The sequence below is a fragment of the Fibrobacter sp. genome (assembly GCF_017545445.1).
Taxonomy (GTDB): domain Bacteria; phylum Fibrobacterota; class Fibrobacteria; order Fibrobacterales; family Fibrobacteraceae; genus Fibrobacter.
The window spans coordinates 1-20,371 of sequence record NZ_JAFWOM010000047.1; the positions used below are offsets into that span (position 1 = coordinate 1).

General features: G+C 46.6%; 10 protein-coding genes and 1 other RNA gene. 4 read left to right on the forward strand and 7 right to left on the reverse strand.

Going from position 1 to position 20,371, the window contains the following annotated elements:
* Nucleotides 1-485: 485 nt before the first annotated feature.
* The 4 genes from IKG78_RS05650 to IKG78_RS05665 form a co-directional block, all read right to left on the reverse strand.
* Nucleotides 486-2,501, reverse strand: a complete 2,016-nt coding sequence (locus IKG78_RS05650; RefSeq protein ID WP_290940669.1) for an AAA family ATPase — start codon at nucleotides 2,499-2,501, stop codon at nucleotides 486-488.
* Nucleotides 2,498-6,172, reverse strand: a complete 3,675-nt coding sequence (locus IKG78_RS05655; protein ID WP_290940673.1) for a UvrD-helicase domain-containing protein — start codon at nucleotides 6,170-6,172, stop codon at nucleotides 2,498-2,500. The genes IKG78_RS05650 and IKG78_RS05655 overlap by 4 nt, the downstream gene beginning before the upstream one ends.
* Before the next feature lies 1 nt (nucleotide 6,173).
* Complete coding sequence (locus tag IKG78_RS05660; RefSeq protein WP_290940676.1) at nucleotides 6,174-9,743, reverse strand: exodeoxyribonuclease V subunit gamma; 3,570 nt, start codon at nucleotides 9,741-9,743, stop codon at nucleotides 6,174-6,176.
* A 203-nt stretch (nucleotides 9,744-9,946) separates the two neighbouring features.
* Nucleotides 9,947-13,114 carry a CotH kinase family protein gene (locus IKG78_RS05665; protein ID WP_290940679.1) on the reverse strand — a complete coding sequence of 1,056 codons (3,168 nt, stop codon included), beginning with the start codon at nucleotides 13,112-13,114 and terminating at the stop codon, nucleotides 9,947-9,949.
* Nucleotides 13,115-13,402: 288 nt separating this feature from the next.
* On the opposite strand from IKG78_RS05665, the gene IKG78_RS05670 reads away from it, so the two are divergent.
* Nucleotides 13,403-14,842, forward strand: coding sequence for a chloride channel protein (locus tag IKG78_RS05670; RefSeq protein WP_290940682.1), 1,440 nt, complete (start codon nucleotides 13,403-13,405; stop codon nucleotides 14,840-14,842).
* A gap of 81 nt (nucleotides 14,843-14,923) precedes the next feature.
* Nucleotides 14,924-15,310, forward strand: an RNA gene (rnpB, locus tag IKG78_RS05675) — RNase P RNA component class A.
* Nucleotides 15,311-15,349: 39 nt separating this feature from the next.
* Here rnpB and IKG78_RS05680 read toward each other — a convergent pair.
* Both IKG78_RS05680 and IKG78_RS05685 read right to left on the reverse strand, forming a co-directional pair.
* Nucleotides 15,350-15,904: a hypothetical protein gene (locus tag IKG78_RS05680; protein WP_290940686.1), complete on the reverse strand. Its 555-nt coding sequence runs from the start codon at nucleotides 15,902-15,904 to the stop codon at nucleotides 15,350-15,352.
* A gap of 25 nt (nucleotides 15,905-15,929) precedes the next feature.
* Nucleotides 15,930-16,574, reverse strand: a complete 645-nt coding sequence (locus IKG78_RS05685; protein WP_290940689.1) for an ABC transporter permease — start codon at nucleotides 16,572-16,574, stop codon at nucleotides 15,930-15,932.
* 489 nt (nucleotides 16,575-17,063) lie between these two features.
* Between IKG78_RS05685 and IKG78_RS05690 the strand changes: the two genes are divergently transcribed.
* Nucleotides 17,064-17,999 carry a hypothetical protein gene (locus IKG78_RS05690; RefSeq protein ID WP_290940692.1) on the forward strand — a complete coding sequence of 312 codons (936 nt, stop codon included), beginning with the start codon at nucleotides 17,064-17,066 and terminating at the stop codon, nucleotides 17,997-17,999.
* A 69-nt stretch (nucleotides 18,000-18,068) separates the two neighbouring features.
* The gene (locus IKG78_RS05695; protein WP_290940695.1) at nucleotides 18,069-18,401 is read left to right on the forward strand and encodes a hypothetical protein; all 333 of its coding nucleotides are present in this window, start codon (nucleotides 18,069-18,071) and stop codon (nucleotides 18,399-18,401) included.
* A gap of 118 nt (nucleotides 18,402-18,519) precedes the next feature.
* On the opposite strand, the gene ettA is transcribed toward IKG78_RS05695, so the two are convergent.
* Nucleotides 18,520-20,214 carry an energy-dependent translational throttle protein EttA gene (gene ettA / locus IKG78_RS05700; protein WP_290940698.1) on the reverse strand — a complete coding sequence of 565 codons (1,695 nt, stop codon included), beginning with the start codon at nucleotides 20,212-20,214 and terminating at the stop codon, nucleotides 18,520-18,522.
* Between the last annotated feature and the right edge of the window lie 157 nt (nucleotides 20,215-20,371).

Here is a 20,371-nt window from a genome sequence, read left to right on the forward strand (position 1 = left end):
ATACTTATGGTGGATCTGCTTGGTTTACTATTTAAATCATCTATAGTAATTCAAGCAAAAAGGTGTAACTTTCGTTACACCTTTTAATTTTTGTCTCATTTAAACCGACAAATCGTCTCATTCAAACCGCCGCGTTATACTGGACACCGCTTTTTTACTGCTGCTAGATCCTATCGCTTCTGTCACCCTAGAGTCGCTTGTCCCTGAGCCTGCCGAAGGGGACGATAGGGTCCAAGATGACGATGAAAATTCGTCGTCATTCGCGGATGCAGTGCTGTCGCCGCCACAGGCGACGAGGGCTATGGACAAGAAAAGAGCTAGCAGAGATTGCTTCGCTAGCCTCCCACGCTGACGCTCGGAGCAAGTGTGGCTTACAATGACTTTTTTTCGCTCGCAATGACGCTGTTCATTCCAAACGGTCTCATTCTGAACTCCTTTATCCCAACACTACAATTACAACTCAAATAAAATATTAGAAATTAGTTTTATAGTTCTATCCCTGTATCACGTTCAATGATAGTTTCGCAAGCAGCTTTGAACGTATCGGGTGTAGCCACAATCGTAAGGCTTTGCTTTTTGGTGCGAGTCACTCCCGTATAAAGGATTTGACGGTTCAAAAGTGGATGGCCTTTACGCGTGGGCAAGAACATCAAGATGTTCGGATAGCCGGACCCCTGCGACTTATGGATGGTAATCGCAAAAGCGCTTTCTATGCAGTCGCTTGGCAACATCGAAAGCGGATAAAACACAAAGCCGCCTTTTCGCTTAAGCATCAACATCGGGCGTGTTTCGCAATTCACCAAAATGCCTGAATCGCCGTTGTACAAATCAAAATAAGACTGGTTTTTTGTCAAAATCATCAATTTTCCGTCAAACGGAGCGTACTCATTAAAGCCAAGAGACTTGACAACCATTCTGTTCAAACTATCGACACCCCGCAACCCACGACGTTCCGCCGACAAAACGCGAGCTTTATCGGACAGATTCCACAAGGTTTCGCGATTGGAACATTCTACTTTCCAATCCTTTTGCGAAAACCCTTGTTCCTTATAATTTTTATCAGTAAGGTTCGGACGAATTTTTTTAGCAACAGAACACAAATCGCGATCCGTCTGGCGGTAGAATTTTTCAGTCCAACAGTCCAGAAATTCCTGAATTTCTTTTTCTTCGTCGGCCTTGGGCAAAGCCTTTTTGCCATCTCCAAACTGGATAAAATTGACCTCGTCTATTTTACCCGTCCAAAGAGCTTTTTTACCATTCCATTGCGTCCACGTCAAATCAAACTGGAGTTCATCTTCGTGTAACTTTTTCTGTATAAACTGCGAAAGTCTCCCCACATTTGAATTTTTATCGAAACGATTCGATTCCGTCAATTCAACAACACTTCCTTTATCCAAATCAAGAATTTCGCCTAAAACAGCACCGGCATCCACCGAGGGCAACTGGTCTTTGTCGCCAAGAACGTAAAGCCGATAATCCTTTTGAGGCAAAGCCTGCATAAACGAAGCAAAGAGCGACAAGTCGATCATACTCGCTTCGTCTATTACAAAAATCGACTTTTCCGGGAAACGGTTTTTGGAGCTATAGCGGAAGCTGTTGGTTTGCGGATTATAACTCAAAAGGCGGTGCAATGTCGTATAGCTATCGATATTTTTTAGATGTTCAACCACAGGATCCTTTTGGGCAACCGGAGTCAGCATGGCAACGTTCTCTTCAATACTTTCACGCAAACGGTCCGCAGCCTTGCCGCTCGGAGCTGCAAAATGGATATTCCATTCACGCATTTGCTTATTCTTGTCCAGCAAATTCCAAAGCAAAAAGAACACGACGGTCGTCTTGCCTGTTCCCGGACCGCCCGTAATAATCAAGTTTTGCTTTTGCCCTTTGACAATTGATTCAAGCTGAGCCTCTTTTAACTTGAAAACGGGATCGCTTGGAGCCACCATCGCTTCAATAGTTTCACCAATTTTTCCATCAACAGATTTGCCAGCCGCTCCGTTGAAAACACAATCCGCAGTCCCTTTCCTAAAGCACTTTTCAATGATGTTCTTGGATTGCAAATATTTTTCCGTATATAAAAACGGTGCCGGATTTCCATCTTTATCTTTTTGGTACTCGACAACCAAAGGACGTTCGACATTTTGAATCAAATCTTTGCAGCCAGCCTCGATAACGCCTTTAAAATCTTCTGCCGACAAGAATTCTTGAACATTGTCAGCTCCATTCGAAGCGAGAACTACTAGGCCGTCCCATTTCGTTTTCCATTTCAAGAACAAAGTATCTGAAATCAGTGAAATACGCGTATTGCCGTCACTAGAAAGCGAGAAAAAGATATGAAGCAACTTTTGAGCATTATCGGAATACGGCTCGCCCTGACGCAATTCCATCAGAAGGCTAACAAGTTTTTCGTTTAACGGAGATGTTCCTCGCATTTCCAACAGCAACTTGAAAAAATCGCTGGGAGAGCCATTCAACAAATTCAACATTTCTTCTTTGATCATTTTTTTCTCCTTGTCGAACGAGAAACGAGCATTAATTTTTTCACTTCTGTATAGTCTGCTTGCAATTTTTCAAAAGACGGCCATGTATGGGCATAAATGCCGCTGCTATCGTGAGCCACGCAGCCACGAGCAAACACATAGTAAATGCCGCCGAAGTTTTCATTGAACACGTCTTCCAGCTTTTTATGCAAAATGCTGCTCAGCCACTGTATCAAGCAATAAGAATAAAGTATCATCTGGATCGAATAATGTTTCTTCACCGCTTCAAAAGAGGCATCTCTATCATATTTGTCGAGACGATTCGACTTCCAGTCCAAAACAGAGTAATATTCCTTGTCGCCGTCTTTTTGCACAAAGACCAAATCCATAAAGCCCTTGCAGAACGTCTTGAGAAAGTCTTCGTCCATGCTTTCATTTTCGTCTTTGTCCGCTTTCAGGCGAAATTCCATTTCGGCAAGACGTTCCGACGCCTCCAGATTTTTGAGGCTGAACCCGTTGCCGGTCTTTTCTGTTCCATGAATTTCGGGAAACACCGCATTCATCGTATTCCAGACAATCCCGACCGTCCGTTTCATCCAACTGGGATGCTTGCCGATAGGCAACCCCTGCGACAAGAATGAACTTTCAATCAAGCCTTGGAGTTCCAAATCACTTTCAGCCTCTTCAAGCGTCAAATTTCCAATACGATTAAATTCAAGATGTTCAAACACAGCATGGAGTGCATCGCCCAAAAGGGAACCACGCGGGTAGTCATCGAAAATTTCAGAACTATTCAAGTCCGCATCTTCTTCGGGTTCCTCGCCCGCTTTATTCTGCAATTCGCCATCAGACGATTGAATTTCGACACCGGAAGCCTTATCCCCAATCGAAGAATAGGAATGCTGGTACAAAGTCGATTCCTTTATCGCTTTGCAAACTTGTCCAATCGTTTCCATACTCGGCAATTCCGTAGTATCAGGTTTTTCATCCTTATTGAAGAACGCGAGCTGTTCACGAACAATTTCCCCAAGGCCATCGATTCCCCATGCGCCATCCCAATTACACAGGGTTGCATATTTTGCCCCTTCGCCACCTTCACATTTTTTTGCAAATTCCACATTCACATCGTCTTTGCAAATTTCACGGTGGGCAAACGCAAGATAAGACCATGGATTTTTTTCATCGATAATTTCACAGCCATCGGCTCCAAGCTTTAGCTTATTCATCACCAGATTATAGCGAATGACCTTGAGATTTTTTCGGCTATTATCAGGATCCTTCTCGCAGACAAACCATCTATCGTATTGCGGCAAAATCAAAAGCGAAGAGGCACGCGTGTAATCCACATAAAGCAAACGGTGCCATTCTTCGATTTCTTCGCTCTGACGCATTTTTTTAGACGTATCATCATAGCCAAAATATTTCTTTTGAACAACATCTTCTCCCCCATCAACGGCTTCGCCATCCACGCTAAAAACAAAAGGACCACTAACCTTATCGTTAACGCCCTTGTCCCCTGCGCACGAAATGACAACCGGGAATTCCAGCCCCTTGGACGCATGAATCGTCATGAGTCGCACAGCCTTAAAATCGGTTCCCTTGGCGACAATATTCTTTTCTTCGTCACTGGCCATTCTGCTATCTTTGGACAAAGTTTCCAAATGCTTTATCGCCTGTTGCAGCGTCGCCTTTTTTTCGTACAAGTAGCCAAAAATGTAGTTACCGATTTGGCGTAGCTTCATCAAATCCTGGAGCCTCGACGGCGTGCTCAAAAACTTTTCAACTTGCGTATCTTCGTAAATCTGTTCCTGAAGTTCCGTCCAGCATTTTTTCGACGCAAGTTGCCGCCACGATTCGATCATCAAGCGGACTTTTTCTCCTGCATTTTTTTGAGGGTCGTCTTCGAGCTTGTTCAAATCCTTCCCGAAAAAATCCGTCACAAAAACGCTATTCACTAGCTTTCTGTTATACCCACCCAAATCCGGCGCGGCAAGCATCCTCAAAACAGCAATCCATTCCGAACATTCCCTAGAATCAAAAAGGGAGGCATCTTTGTAAAGTACAAAAGGGATACCCACTTCTGCAAGGCATTTCTTGATTTCATCCATTTCGGGCCTTGTGCGGCCCAAGACAGCAAAGTCGGAATAATTGACATTTCGCGGTTCAGACGCACCTCGGTCAAAAATCTGCAAGGCCGTTTTCCCATCCTGAACCCTGCAGCAATCAATAATTTTTTGAACAGCAAAACGGGCATAGCCCTTGCGGGGGACAATCGGCGAAACCCAGATTGGAGCCGTTTCCACTCCATTCAGCAAAGCGTTTCTGCGTTGATTCTTAACATCCTTGGGGAAATTGGAATCCTTAAAATCGCCCTTCGGCAAAAACGGATTTCGAGAATCATCGCCCACCTTGAAAATCAAATTGCAGGCCTTAATCATCGAAACCGAAGAGCGGAAATTGGTATCGAGTTCGCTACCGTTGCCGATACACTGCCTTGCCCGGCGATAAACCTGCAAGTCGGCCCCTTGGAAACTGTAAATAGACTGTTTCGGGTCGCCCACGACAATCAGGTGGTTGTTCGCACTCTTGAGGAACACAGTATCAAAAATATTCCACTGGTATTCGTTGGTATCCTGAAACTCATCTATAATCGCAATTTTATACGCTCCACGTATTTTTTTGCAAAGGAAAGTCGGATTGTCGGGCATTTTTCCACCCGGACACACGGCTTCACGCACCGCAGAAATCATGTCATCGAAGGATTGCTCCTTCTGATACTTCTTTTCTTGCTGCCAGCGTTCGTAAAGAATTTTCGTTTTTTCGTTCAAGAAAACATATCGAGCAATTTCATGCTCCGGCATCAACTTTATCTTTTTTCCATCACGGATACTGAAAAAATACTCAAGAGATTTTCTCAATTCGGAATCAGATGCCGACACCAAAGAAGTCCCTAATTTGAACAAGACTCCACTAGACCAAGCCTTTATTTCGCCAACAAGGGAAGAAACGGAACAAGTATTTTTACCTTTCCCTTTCGCCACAACAAATTCTGCTTGCAAATTTTCATTCAGAAAAGCCCAATGCTTTTTCGCTTCCGGGTTCTGTTCAATCCATTCCAGAATGTTTCTAGGCGGGAGCACGGGTGTTTTCTCAGGAGAATAACTCTTCAACGCGCTCACCAGCATCGACTTGATTTCTTCGACATCTTCGGGCAAGGATTTTTTTACTGCCAAATTGCAGATTTCCTCTTCCCATTCATCGCGAATCGCTTTATCAATGATGACCTGGGCCGCTTGATAGTCCGCATTTTCCATATCGAACGGAACATTCGCTTCGTAAGCAAAATCATGGAGTGTCTTGCGGCAGAACGAATGAATCGTCCCGATGACCGCCTTATCGACATCTTGGCAAGCGCGTTCAAACAGCGGTCGCGTTTTTGCATCGGCCTTAGACAAACATTCGTTCATTTCTTCGCGAATTCGGGCACGCATTTCGCCCGCCGCCTTGTCAGTGTAAGTCACAAACAGCACGTCCGAAAGAGGGATTTCCCTTTTAACGAGTTCAGCAGAAATTTTGCGAATCGTAAAAGTCTTTCCCGTGCCAGCCGAGGCCTGAATATACTGATCCAATTCGGGATTAAAATTGCCTATTTCAAAAGGTTTCAAGCCATCCATATTACAGTTATCCATCATATTACGCTCTCGCTTTAAATTTATCTGCTAAATCTTCGACAAGTTTAATTTGCTTTTCACAAGCCTTAGTCCAATCTTTGCTGAAGGAATTCGCAGAATACCCCGAATACCGCTCCAAGTCACCAATAAAGAGATCTTTTCCGCCAAAATAGGCCCAGGCGCCATGACCAAACCCATCATCCAACGCAGAATGAAGATCATCAAAGGACTCTAACGACTTGACGACTAGATCGATCGGCAAAATATTTTTTTTGCATTCGACAAAAGCATTTTTGTAAATGGTGACCAATTTTTCTTTTGCAGCCGAAGCTGATACATTCAAATGGCATATTTTTTCGTCAGGGTTCTTTTCGGAATCGCCATTCGACACACACAAATCAATCTCCGCCATTTTTTGGGAAGCAAGCAAGCCCAACGCAACAATATACGAAGACAAAAATCTATAAATGCCGATGCTTTTGGAATTGCAAATTTCTACAATGACGCATTTTTTCTCGTCAGCCTTTGAAACAAAGACAAACGGGACATTCCCTTGCAAGATAAAGCTTTTATTGACATCGAGCGTAATGCATTCATTCAGTTCCATAGACTTGCAATCATACTCATTAGCCGAGAAGAGTTGTTCAATTTCATTATTTATAGCATTAGCCCGTTCTTTTATTTTATCGACAACACCATCGCCAAAGCGGCCAAACGGAATATTCCCCTGATTTTGCAGTCCAGCGAAATACGTCTTCACATCTTTATAGTCTTTGTGCAAGCCACGTTCTATATGAATAGCATCCTTCAAGAAAGCGCTTTCATCCAGTTTGTTCAAGCTGATAGGTTCCACGGCTTCTTCAGTCGGATCCTCATCGACATTTTCAAGATGCAAAATGCGATTCACGTAAAACTGGAAGGGATCGTTCAAATACGATTTCAACTGCGAAACCGAAACTTTATCGGGATATTGGGTCTCCGCAGTTTTTTCCGCAGAATCGCTTATAACGTCCTCGTTATTCAAAGAACTATCCGCTAAATTTTTCATGCAAGCAATCGATTCGCGATACCTGCGACCGCGTCTCGTGAAAATATTCTCATTAGCGCGTGTTTCGTCGAGAGGAATCTCTTCTGTAGGCAAAGCGTCCAATTCACGCCCGTTTTCGTCCTTGAGAGGCTCAGCAAAACCAGCAATAAAGTTTTTCAAATCATTGATAATCGGCGATGGATAAATTTCGCTGTCCTTGGCCAAATTTATGTTCTGGTAACTGATATGGACTCCTTCGGATGTACACATCAGCTGGCACAAGAATGCATAACGATTACGGCTAATGCTAGAATCGTCGCCCGGCCATGGACGCACTAACCTGCGCAAATCCAAAGTATCGAACGAGTCATCCTTGGGGAAATGGTCTGCATCGGCCCCCAAGAAGAACAAGTGCTTTACAGGAATAATCCTGTTCGGTGCAAACTTCATAAACGTAACACCGTTCACAAACAAATTGCCAAAACTATATTCCAAAACAGCCGAAGCCTGCACCAGACATTCCTTTACAATTTCCAAAGGAATTGAATTAGCCCCCGCAAAATAGAAATACCTCAAGCAATAAATAGCCTTGCATACTTCGCCATAGGCAGCACGCTCGCTCATCAGTTCCTCGGCAGAATTTTTCATTTTCGCCCAGCCGTTGAGCATTTCGAGCAACATCTCGACATCATCTTTATGGAGGCCATCTTCGAAAGCGTTTGTCCACTTTTCAAGATCCTCAACGACCTCGACAAACTTCAACAAGATAGAATCATTAGAGCTATTGATATCTGCGTATGGCGTATAAACGCAACCTTCAATCGTCTGCACTTCGGACGTGAGCCTCGCCAACAGCATTCTCTTCGCCCCCCAGAGCCAAGGTTCGCTGCCAAGTTCCTTGCCCGGCCTATCGCGATAAACATTCATCTCCGTAATCCAATGTTCCCAGATAGAGACAATATCGGAGTTGATACCACGAGCCGCCTGGACGACAGGATTGCGCACCAAACTGAAAAAGTCTGGACGGGACACGGCCTTGTTCGAGCGAATTCGGAAAAGCGTCTTGATTAAAGAACCCACCAGAGATTCCTTGGATACGGAATCGACGACCGTATAAGGAATATGAACTATCGACTTGTCGCCGTTTTCCGCAGCAATCTTCGCCTGATCAAAAATCTGGTAAATGTAAGGAACATATTCCTGCAAATTCGGAGACATGACCAAAATATCGCGAACGCTGACACCTTCCAAAAGCAACTTGCAAATGGACGAATGCAAAGCCTCAACTTCGCGGAGTTTGCTCGGAGCTGCCATCACCGTAATAGAATTATCGTCCGCACTTTTTTTGAACAAAGAGTCTTCAAATTTATTGCGGCGATTCGCGACCAGATTTTGAACCGCATTCAAAAGGCTCTTTGGCGATTCCACATCTTCGTTTAACAGTTTCTCTTGTTCACCTTCAGGGAATTCACATGTCGTATAATCATCAGCCAAGCACCAAAGCTTGATATTGTCACGGCCAGCCTTGCCCCAGTCGCGAAGAAGCTTATTTTCGTATGCCGAAGCAAAATCTTCGGATTCCGCAATTTTATCATTTTCGAGCGTTGTCGAAATCTTCGGGGCTATTTTTGAAGTCCCCACTTTTAACGTTTCGAGATCTTCCCAAAATTCCATGCAGGGATTCTGGATATAGGCGAACACATCGTGCTGTTTGGCAAATTCACGCAACACGACTCTGTAAAACTGTCCCATACCTGACAAGCCCAAAATAAAAACAGGAGCCTTGGATTTATAGTGGAACGTCGGAGATCCCGATGCGTCCAAACAGTCTTTATAAAGGAACGGAAGCGTCAAGTATTTGACCTTTTTTTCTGGATCCGGCTCGCTGTCGGCTTCTTCAAAAACGCGGGTCAACAAAGATTTGCCATTTGCACCATCAGCATTATGGAAAATACTCGAATATAAAGCTCTTTCCCAAGGCTCATTATCAACAGGTTCAAATTTCCCTTTCTTCGTCTTTTTAACAAAGAAATCCTTTAACGGCTCGCCTTTTCTAAGCAATTCTTGAGACCAGCAATCGAGAATGCCCTCCGCCATTTTGCCATCCGAACCGAGGAGATATTGACTGGGGCGACTGATTTCGTATTCCAAGAACAATCCGGCAAGCTTATTCGCAAAGTCATAAAGCCTGCCAGCATCAAGTTTGCCGTCTGCCGTCGTCAAATATTTGGCGATTTGCCCCGTTTTATCCAAAGATCCGTAATCTCCATCCTTGCCAAGCAAATCCGCCATGATGACATTTGCGAGCATTTCGGAAGAAAGCTTTTTTTTCCGCTTGTCATCACCCACTAAAATATCGAACAAGAACTTGTCGATGCTGCGTTTATTAAAGTTCGCCAACACACCCTTTTTCTTTACCCAACGCAATTGGAACCATTGCTCCAGCTTAGAATCCGGAAAAATGACCAACGGCGATTCAAAAGGATTGCTCCAACAGCTAGATATTTGCTCAATCATCTCGTCGGCGAGATGCTCCAAGTTCAATGCAAATTTTAAATGCAACATACAACTAAATTCTCTCTAAAAAACTCTATTATTTTTTTTCAACTATAAAGCCCTTTCACAAGACGCCTTTCAAATATACATCCTACAATTGCCAAAACATGTCATTTGGGATTTTTTTCTGTTCAAAAACAAAAAGGCTAAGCGGATTTTCCGTTTAGCCTTCAATGTTCTATGGATGAAATTTAAATCAGCAGCGATTCCGATTACTTGAACACGGCGGTAAGCGAGGTCACTTCGCCCGGATTCACCTTGCGGGTCGCATCCGTCACGCCGTCGCTCCAGCCCGTGAACGTTGCCCCGGAGCCGGCCCTTGCCGTAAGCGTCACCGACACTCCCGTGTAGAACGTCAACCGCATCGACGATTGATCCAGCGGGAGGCCATCTACGAGAACTGTACCCGAACCCTGCGAGCTAATCGTCATTTCAACTGGCGAACTTAACGAGAAATGAGACTCCATCTGCTCACGAACCGTAGCCTGACGCGACTGAGCGAAATTCTTTATAGTTTGCAAGTTGTTGCTCATGCTAGAAGCATTATAGTTCCAGAATTGCTGATCGCGAGCCATTTCGGATTCCACCTGCGACTGCAATTCGTTAATGCGCTTCAGGAGCCTTTCTGCAGAGAAGTTCATCGAAAGGAGCACGCTAAAGCGGTTGATGAAAGCATTCTTGAAGCCCTCGTTCTCGAGCAAACGAATCATGAGAATCGTATGCACGGAGGTCGAAGCACCTACAGCCATCTGCGGTTGCTGACCGCCCATGCCGCCGCCCCAGTTGCCACCACCCATGCCCGGGAAATCGCCGCCCATGCCACCACCGAAGTCTCCACCCATGCCACCACCGAAGTCGCCAAAGTTGAAGCCTCCCATACCGTTTGTACCGTTTTCGTTAGTCACGTAGCTGAATACGTTGCCGTTCTGCGTATTGTATGACACACCAAAGCCAAAGTCCGTATCGTACAGGAACCATTTCCACTTGGTTTTCTGGCTTGCAACACGCCACTTCTTTATGTTGTTATGTGGCCAGTCACTATTGTTCAAGAACATTTCTGCCTGCATGTAATTGATATAGTTGTCGATATCAATCTGGTCCGCAACCTTCTTGTAGTTGGCATCAGACGAGAGACTGTTGCTACGCAGCCATTCAATCATAGCCTTGTAATCTGCAGAAGAACCTGTGCTCGCCTCATCTGTACCGCTGGCAGACGTTTCAAGAAGGTCGATATCGTTCGGGTCGTAACCGTACTTGGTTTCGTAATAGTATTCGTTGTTGCGTTCGCGCAAGTCATGGATGCCGTAATACTTGCCATTGTAATACACGATAACGTAACGGCCACGCTGATAATCCACGCCAAGACCATCCGTCATCGAGGTGCCCAGACGGTCGCGCAAATAGTCGTCACCACTGTTGTTACCGAAGTTCCTGAGCGAGAAAGCCTTGAACTTCGTGAGTTCCGGATGATCCGGGAACAGCGGGTATTTCAAGCGTTTGTCGCCGTATTCCTCACGCAACGTGATAGCAAAAGACTTCTTTTCTTTTGCACGGCTATACTGCCCCGTAATCTTGTAATCGCCCATGATGCCAAACGCAGGAGTCTTGGGCTTACCCGGTTCGAACATTTCCACATAAACCTGGAGTTCGCGGTTGCTCCAGAAATTCGCGCCCTTCTTCGGATCCATCATTGCAGCACCATTACCCGTCATGTAAAGGCCGGAATCCGGGCTGAACATCGAAAGCGGATCGGTCGTCACGAATATCGCGGCAAGAGATGGCTGCTGTTCAAAAACGTAAGTGCGGTTGATTTCTTCGCTCGGATAAGAGCCGCTAGAATAAGTACGGCAACGCAATACAGTTGTAGAGCTGATGTTCATCGTCGTTTGTGCCGCCGGTGAATTTGCAGTCGGTTCCTTACCGCCCTGTTCGCAGCGAGTGCCTGCCGGGAACGTCACTGTCACCGCAGAAGAATAGAAACCGGAAGGCGGAATATTGACTTCGGCGACCTGAACCTGTTCTGCAAAAACCTCGCCCGACGTATTGCCATAAGGCGAAGGAGTCGCAAAGCCCCACTTGCCGGCACCGTCACGCGACCAAGAAGCATTCGTCGGAACGGCTCCGAAACGCACGGAGTCGAGCATCGCGTTTTCGGCATTTATAAAGTACAGCGCACCGCCATCCTTGCCTACTTTGAACGAAGCATGAGGTTCGTGTCCGCGATTGCGAGCGACATACGACGTTATCTGGATTGTCGTAGATTCGCTGCCCTGAGTTTCGGTCGCAAAAGTCGTTGCAGTTACTTTGTTGCGATTCAGGTCTTTTGCATTGTCTTCTAAACGAACGTAATACACCGACGAAAGATCGCCCGTACCGCGAAGGTTCTTGCCGCTCCAATTGCTGAGCGAATCACCTTCCTTGAAATTCACGCGAATCTTGTGATTCTTGGTGATGAAGCCGCGGACCACAAGCTGGTTCACTTTGCTAAGCTTCGACGCATTGCCGGTCTTGACCACCACACGCGAATAACTGCCGCCCTGCGCAACCTTCATCACAGCGCCAGCCTGATTAGCACCGCCTTCGTTAAAGCAGAGCGATGACTTCCCCTGCAAATTTTCGACATTGTTGCCAGACGTGTTACCTCCAGCACCGCCACCGGGATTACCGCCCATGCCAGGCATCCCGCCGCCCCAATCACCGCCCATGCCAGGGAAATTGAAGCCGCCCGACCCTGCCGCAGATTCAGAACTGCAATCCGAACTCATCATGTTGAGAGAATCCGACGGAAGGATGTAATCGGGATAATTCTTGCCCGAAAGGAACACAATCAGGTAGCTCTTGGCAGGAACTTTCACGTTGCCAAAAACCCAGCGACGTGCATCGGACAAATCGTTCGTCAACGCATAACCCTTCAAATCGACAGGCTTGTCTGACGAGTTGTAAAATTCAACCCACCCCGGATCGTTACCATCGTTGTCCTTGAAGTTTGCATTCATCGGAGAAACTTCCGAGAAGAATATCGGACTATTCCCTTCGAAATGCGGAATAACCGTAGTGGCACTCGATGCCGGAGGAATCGCCGCACTCGAAGTCGGAGCAGACGCACTTGACCCCGGAGCAGCACGCCCCGCAGAAGAAGTCGGCTGTGCAGGAGAAGACTGTCCCGGCGTAGTAGCAGAGGTTGCCACAACAGCAGAAGAAAGCCCTGGCACAGAACCCATCGCACTAGAAAGAACACCAACGCCGCCATTGGAATCGGAACTGACCTCACTGGTATCAGGCCCCAACGGGCTTGTTAATGCCGTAGAATCATCACCGCAAGCGGTCAAAACTAAACCTAAACCCACCCCGCATAGCGCTACTTTCGCTAAAGATTTCATTTCCATATACCTTTAATTTTAAGCGATACATTTTGAGCGATACACCAATCCAATCCTTTGCTTAATTATATATCGAGATGACCCGCAAATAACTCTTTTTTTTAATGAACGTTGTAAAAGGATTGAGCATTTGACAACACACAAAAAAGCGGAACTAGAAGTCCCGTTTTCCTAGAATTTATGGGGTTCAATCCGCTTTTCGGCAGAAGAAAACGTGACCTTCCGCACAATTTCTTTTTTGCTATTTTTGTCACGAAAAATTTTAGTTGCACAACTACAGGATTTCTCATGAATTTCAGTGACTTCAGCAAAGCGAGCCAGCAGTTCAACCAGTTCAGCCCCGAAATGAAGGAGCAGATGATGAAGATGGCGAAAGAACGCATCAAGGAAAAAATGCTCAAGTGGCTTGCGACACCGACATTCGTAGTGATCGGAATCACGCTCGGCGCAGTCATCGGCGCACTCACCGCATGCTTCGGCGATATCAGCGACAGGCTTTCTGCAATCCGCGACGCAAATCCGCTATACATTATTCCTGCACTTGCGCTCGGCGGAGCAGCAATCGCATTCGCTTATAAGAAATGGGGTCGCTGGACGGAACGCGGCATGGACCAAGTGTTCGCCGTCGGACTCAATAAAGAAACGGACTTTCCGCTCGTCGCCATTCCGATGGCAGCCGTGAGCACTTGGCTTACACAACTCTTTGGCGGAAGCGCTGGCCGCGAAGGGGCAGCCATGCAAATCGGTTCCGCACTTTCGTACAACATAAGCAAAAAGTTGCCATTTGAAAACGCAGCGCACATCATGCTCGTGACCGGGCTTGCCGCAGGTTTCGCAGGAATTTTCCAAGCCCCAATGGCCGCCACCGCATTCGCTTTGGAAGTATTGCTCGTCGGGCATTTGGAACTTTCCGCATTGTTGCCCGCAGCAGCAGCCGCATTCACCGCCTGCAAAGTCGCAAGCGTGCTCGGATTCCACAAGTTCAACGTCGATTTAAGTTCGCTTCTTGATGCAAGCGGATTCTCGGCAAGCATTTTCACGAATGAAGGCTCGCTCGACGGAAAGTTCCTCGTAAAGCTCGCGCTGATGGGAATTTTGTTTGGCATTGTCGGCGGCGGATTCGCAAAACTCCTTGGACTCTCGCAGAACTTTTTCGCAAAGAAGTTCCCAAACAACATCAAGCGAATCGCCATTATGGGCGTTGGAATAAGCGCTTTGCTGCTCGTGTTTTTCCAAGGGCGTTACGCTGGACTTGGAACAAACTTGCTGGATATGTGTTTTGTTTCAGCCAATGCTGCTGGTGATGCCGCGAATGCCGTTGGAACCGCTGCCGGAACCATTGACGCAGTTGGAACTGCCGCTGAGAACGTGATAGGAACCGTAGCCGGGATTCACGGGTACGACTGGATTCTGAAATTCGCCCTTACAATTCTCACGCTTTCCGCCGGATTCATCGGCGGTGTCGTCACCCCGCTTTTCGCCATCGGCGCTACTTTCGGAATTTTCATCGCAAGCATGTTCGGGATGCCCGTTGCCCTCTCCGCAGCGCTCGGCTTTGCCGCCGTGTTCGCAAGCGCAAGCAACACGCTCTGGGCCCCCATCCTCATCGCCGGAGAAATTTTCGGATTCAATTGCCTCCCCGCATTCTTCATCGTCTGCACCGTCGCCTACATCTGCAACGGCGGACAATCCATTTACAAGCAGAAGAAAATTAGAATTAAGATTTAAAATCGATGGATATCTCCAAAACAACAGACCCACACATCGCAGATATATCTTGAACATTTGTTACGCATTTTCTACATTTAAAACGGGTAGCGGATGGCCGCCGGCTTCACGGCTGGAGGAAAGTCCGGGCACCGCAGGGCATGATGCTGGATAACGTCCAGGCGCGGAAACGCGACAGAAAGTGCAACAGAAAGCAAACCGCCTCGCTTGAATTTCGGTTCAGCGCGGTAAGGGTGAAACGGCGAGGTAAGAGCTCACCGCATTCCTGGTGACAGGGATGGCATGGTAAACCTCATCCGGTGCAAGACCAAGCAGGATTCCGTTCGCAAGAACCTGGTGCGGCCCGTGCCAGCTGGATATCCGGGTAGGTCGCTTGAGGCGGTCGGTAACGATTCGTCCAGAGAGATGGTCATCGCTCCGATGGTAACATTTGGAGTACAGAACCCGGCTTATAACTACCCGTTTATGAAGGCTTCCATTTAACATGGAAGCCTTCTCCATACTCGTTTATCTCAAAGTTCTTCTTTCAATGACCTCGTCGTATTCACCTTCTTTCCACATTCGCTCATAATTTTCACAATCGCTTTCGTAATCACTAATCGCCGAATTAAGCGATCCCAAATTCACGTTCCGGAAACTAATAACAAAATATGAAACGCCGTTTTCGCAATAGGTTTCGGTAAAGTTTCTCTTATGAGCTTGTTGTTTTATCGCATCTTCGAATTCCAAACACATGGCAGTTTTTTCATAAGGCGTTATATAATATTGGGCATCCTCGTAATACTGCGTCCCGTTGCCGTTCTCGTCAAACGTAAAATTTTCCACAAAGCCTTTGTATTTCGGGATATTCAACCGGATCTGTTTCCAGTACGAGCCGTCTTCTTTTCTACCATCCGTAACGATGCAATAGAAACTTTCATCCCCGTTTGGCGGGAAACTCCCCTTTGATATACTCGATGATTTCGAGCCAGAATCATTACTGTCGCCACTTGATGCGGAATCATCACAAGCGGTAACAGCAAACATTGTAAGCATTCCAAGTGCAAGCAAAAGCTTTTTCATTTTTTCTCCCTTTTGTAGTTTTCTCTTATAAACTTACAAATTTTCTCAGGCCCAGAAAAGTCATCATGAGACAAGCCACTACAGATAACGCAAAAATCATTAACGGAAGGAGTAAACTTTGCAAAAAAATTTCATGCCCCAATTGCACCAGCAAAAGAATTGGAACCACAAAGAAAAGCGAAAGCTGCGTTGCCGACCGCACCGTTTTCGCCTTTAAAGACAACGAAAGCGTAAATGAATTCACAAGTAACACCGCAGAAAGTGCACCGAGAACCGAAGCCACAGCGGCAACCATAGGAATTTCGGGATGTCCAAGCCAATACGCCCCTTGCGTCATCAGCGAAAAAATAATCGGGAACGGAATAACGGCCAACAACTTCCCCCAAAAGAGTTTTGCCGGAGCAATTGGAGAAAGCTGCAAAAGTTCAAGCGAATTGCGTTCACGCTCGCCCGCGAATGAGTCCGCCGCCAAAGGTGCACCCATCGGAGCCATAAGGCAACCAAGCAAAAGCATCATGTAGCCTTCCATGCCCTTCATGATTTCGCCACCGTATCGCGAAACCGCAATCGCCTGGCTTGCCGCAAGAATCACCGGCGGGATGATGAACGGAATCCAGAAGCGAGGCTCCCGGAATATCAAGCGAAGTTCGTGTTTGAGAATGTGAAGCATGGGTTAGGTATTAGGTTTTAGGTAATAGGTGGTAGGTAGTTAGAAGTAGGCAGTGGATAGCATGTGGCACAATGTCATTGCGAGGACCCTGTAGGGGGACGCGGCAATCCAGCTTAGAACTTAGTAAAAATGTGCTCTCATAAATGCGATTTTGGCCATTTGGTGCTACTAATTTTGAATTTTGGCCGTTTTAGTAGCATAAAATTTCTTTTGTCTGCAAAAATTTTGAGCAAAAAGCCTTTTCACGTGCTACTAAATTCGCATTTCGATGAGTTTAGTAGCACAAACCCAACAGGCAAATACGAAATCGGCCCAAACTTCGTTTAATTTATCTAGACATAATGCTACTAAATCGAGATTTTTTCACTTTTAGTAGCATATTTTCACATTTTGTCAGCAGTTTTCACGTCTAATCAGTTGATAATCCCCAAAAAATGTATATTACATAAAGTAACAACAATCTTTCTTTACAAAAAAAACGAGAAATATATGCGTTTTCATCATCTTTTTATCATCGCCAGCAGTTTTTGCCTTTTCGCCTGTGGGGACAGCTCAACCCCGACGAATACAGAAAAGAAATCAGAAGTTGCAGGCTCATGCACCGACCCCTCCATAAAAATCACAATTGACGATGTTCAAAGCACCATGACAGCGCACTTATCAAGCACGCGGAATGAATGCACTGTCGTTGGAGATGTTTTCACATTCACTGGTGAAACTAGGGAACGCGACCTCGTTTATGACTACCAGTTCGTCGGAGACACTTTGATTCTCGCAGCACGAGGCGACGGTTTTCAAGAAATCGTGCTAGTCGGCGGCAAAAACGGGAATCTTTCAGCTCGATGGGAGGTCCTTCCCGGATACAGGTTCATCAATGGTTCCTTAGTAAAAGAAGACGAAGAAAGTTCAACCTCTCCCGACCATTTCGACATTTCCGAGAACTGCCTATTTATTGAAGACAACAGCTTTACCGACTGGGATTATACTGAATCAGAAATGACCGCCTGGATTTACGACCAACTTTTCTTCCGTTACAAGTTCATTCATTTAGGCAACGCCTATGGCGACTACTTGTTTACACGAGGCGGTGACCAAGTCGCTTCTGCCAAGGAAGAGTACGGGATAACGGTTCTTGAAAAGACTCGTACATCAGAAACTATCACGGCATTCGGTCAAACAGTTTCTATCCGTTATGATAACATTCAGAGCGACTCACGATACTACATTTTCAGATCTTACGAGGCAACAGTAGAAGCAAACGGCAATTCCTGCAATTACACTTATTTTTACATGAGCGAAGTAACCAAAGAAGTTTGCAAGGCTGAATACAAAGATTACATCGAAGTTAAGGACAACAAGGCCGTAAGAGTCAACAGAGACAATACGGCTGAGTTCGGCTCATGCCTTCTCGGTCTGCTCGAGTAAAGCAAACGACTCAACAGAGCATTTAAAAAGGGACTCTTTCGAGTCCCGTTTTGTAGTTATATTTCTTACATGAAATTTTTAGCAGTATTTATTTTAAGCATCTCGCTGTTGGCAACAAGCTCTTTTGCAGTTTCCTTGAATGCGCCTCTTGTTCTGAAAATGCAAGAAGATCGTAGCATGGCAGCAGACTTCGCAGCAGAGGATGCTGCAGAGCAGGATTTCAATCCGTTAAAGCCCATAGTCGGCGTATATAGTGTTGGACTTATGATTATAGGAGCTGTTATTATAGGTTTAGGCTTCGAATGGCTATATGACGAAGACAACCGCAACGCAGGAGCAATGATTGGCGGAGGAGCCGGAGTGATGTTTCTGGGCGGCATTGGCGTTTACTGGGCTTTCTAAATGTAAAACGATAAAAAAAGCAAAAAGCAGGACATCAATCCTGCTTTTTGCATAGTGGCTTAACTCTACCCGCCTACCGCCTACTGTCTACTTCCTACTGAGGCGATAAGGCAAAGCCTTATTGCCTCGTCAGCGTCTTGTACTTGATCGGCTTCGGGTTGTCGGCGTCTTCGCCGAGGCGCTTGCGGCGATCGGCTTCGTACTCGCTCCAGTTGCCTTCGAACCACACGACCTTCGAATCGCCTTCGTAAGCGAGGATGTGCGTTGCGATACGGTCGAGGAACCAGCGGTCATGCGAGATAATCACGGCGCAGCCTGCGAACTTGAGGATAGCCTGTTCGAGAGCCTGCAACGTTTCAATATCCAAGTCATTCGTCGGTTCGTCGAGGAACAACAGGTTGCCCGGCTTCTGCAGGTTTTTCGCCATAAGCACACGGTTGCGTTCACCACCAGAGAGCTGCGAGAGCTTCTTCTGCTGGGCCGCACCCGTGAAGTTGAAGAGACCGCAATAAGCACGGCCATTCATCTTGCGGTCGCCCACCAAGATTTCGTCGTTGCCACCCGTGATGGATTCCCAAACCGTCTTGGAATCATCGAGACTTTCGCGGCCCTGTTCCATGCTAATGATTTCGACAGTTTCGCCAATCTTAAGCGTACCGCCATCGGGCTTTTCCTGGCCCATGATCATCTTGAACAAAGTTGTCTTACCAGCACCGTTCGGACCGATAATACCCACGATGCCCGAGCGCGGCAAGCTGAAGTTCAAATCGTCGAACAGCACCTTTTCGCCAAAGGCCTTCTGCAAATGTTCCGCCTGAATAACGACATCGCCCAAGCGCTTGCCGTTTGCAATGTGGATCTGAGCCACCTTGATCTGTTCCTTGGAATCTTCAGCCAAGAGTTCTTCGTATGCCTTGAGACGAGCCTTGCTCTTTGCCTGGCGAGCCTTCGGACTCTGCTTGACCCATTCCTGTTCGCGAGCGAGGCGCTTCTGACGGTCAGATTCACCCTTCTCTTCGTTCTTCATGCGTTCAAGTTTCTGGTCAAGCCACTGGGCGTAATTGCCTTCCCAAGGAATGCCGCGACCGCGGTCGATTTCCAAAATCCAGTTCGTTACGTTGTCAAGGAAGTAACGGTCATGTGTCACGAGAATCACGGAGCCCTTGTATTCGCGGAGGTGGCGTTCGAGCCATGCAACCGTTTCGGCATCCAAGTGGTTCGTCGGTTCGTCCAAGAGCAACAAATCCGGTTCTTCGAGGAGCAAGCGGCAAAGAGCCACGCGGCGCTTTTCACCACCGGAAAGGTTCGTCACCGGCCAATCGCCCGGCGGGCAGCGGAGAGCATCCATTGCAATTTCAATGTTGCGGTCGAGACTCCACAAGTCCTGAGCATCGATGATGTCCTGAAGCTTTGCCTGTTCGTCGAGAAGCTTGTTCATCTCGTCGTCTTCCATCGGTTCAGCAAACTTCATGGAAATTTCGTTGAAGCGGTCAAGAATCGCCTGTTTCTTGGCCACAGCCTGCATCACGTTTTCCTTCACGGTCAGGTTCGGGTCAAGTTGCGGTTCCTGCGGCAAGTAGCCCGCGGTGCGGCCCGGTTCAATCCAGGCTTCGCCCTGGAATTCCTTGTCAATACCCGCCATAATGCGGAGGAGCGTTGACTTACCGGCACCGTTCTGGCCGATAATACCAATCTTTGCGCCATAGTAGAAGCTCAAAGAAATGTCCTTCAGCACCTCTTTGTTAGGCGGATAGGACTTGGTCATCTTGTACATGTAGAAAACGAATTTTTCTGCTTTGTTTTGTTCGGCCATATTTTAGTGATTAGTGGTTAGTGGTTAGTGGTTTGGCATTCGTCTCGGCAAGCTCAACGAACTTGCTCAGGTCCCTGAGCCTGTCGAAGGGATGCTTGAACGAATGTGAAGAATCCAGTTATTTTTTATCCTTTTTTTCGTCAATTTGAATATAGAA

Coding starts and splice junctions, on each gene's coding strand:
- IKG78_RS05655 (WP_290940673.1), bottom strand. CDS start 6,172: ATGATGGATAACTGTAATATGGATGGCTTGAAACCTTTTGAAATAGGC.
- IKG78_RS05650 (WP_290940669.1), bottom strand. CDS start 2,501: ATGATCAAAGAAGAAATGTTGAATTTGTTGAATGGCTCTCCCAGCGAT.
- IKG78_RS05665 (WP_290940679.1), bottom strand. CDS start 13,114: ATGAAATCTTTAGCGAAAGTAGCGCTATGCGGGGTGGGTTTAGGTTTA.
- IKG78_RS05660 (WP_290940676.1), bottom strand. CDS start 9,743: ATGTTGCATTTAAAATTTGCATTGAACTTGGAGCATCTCGCCGACGAG.
- IKG78_RS05690 (WP_290940692.1), top strand. CDS start 17,064: ATGCGTTTTCATCATCTTTTTATCATCGCCAGCAGTTTTTGCCTTTTC.
- IKG78_RS05680 (WP_290940686.1), bottom strand. CDS start 15,904: ATGAAAAAGCTTTTGCTTGCACTTGGAATGCTTACAATGTTTGCTGTT.
- ettA (WP_290940698.1), bottom strand. CDS start 20,214: ATGGCCGAACAAAACAAAGCAGAAAAATTCGTTTTCTACATGTACAAG.
- IKG78_RS05685 (WP_290940689.1), bottom strand. CDS start 16,574: ATGCTTCACATTCTCAAACACGAACTTCGCTTGATATTCCGGGAGCCT.
- IKG78_RS05695 (WP_290940695.1), top strand. CDS start 18,069: ATGAAATTTTTAGCAGTATTTATTTTAAGCATCTCGCTGTTGGCAACA.
- IKG78_RS05670 (WP_290940682.1), top strand. CDS start 13,403: ATGAATTTCAGTGACTTCAGCAAAGCGAGCCAGCAGTTCAACCAGTTC.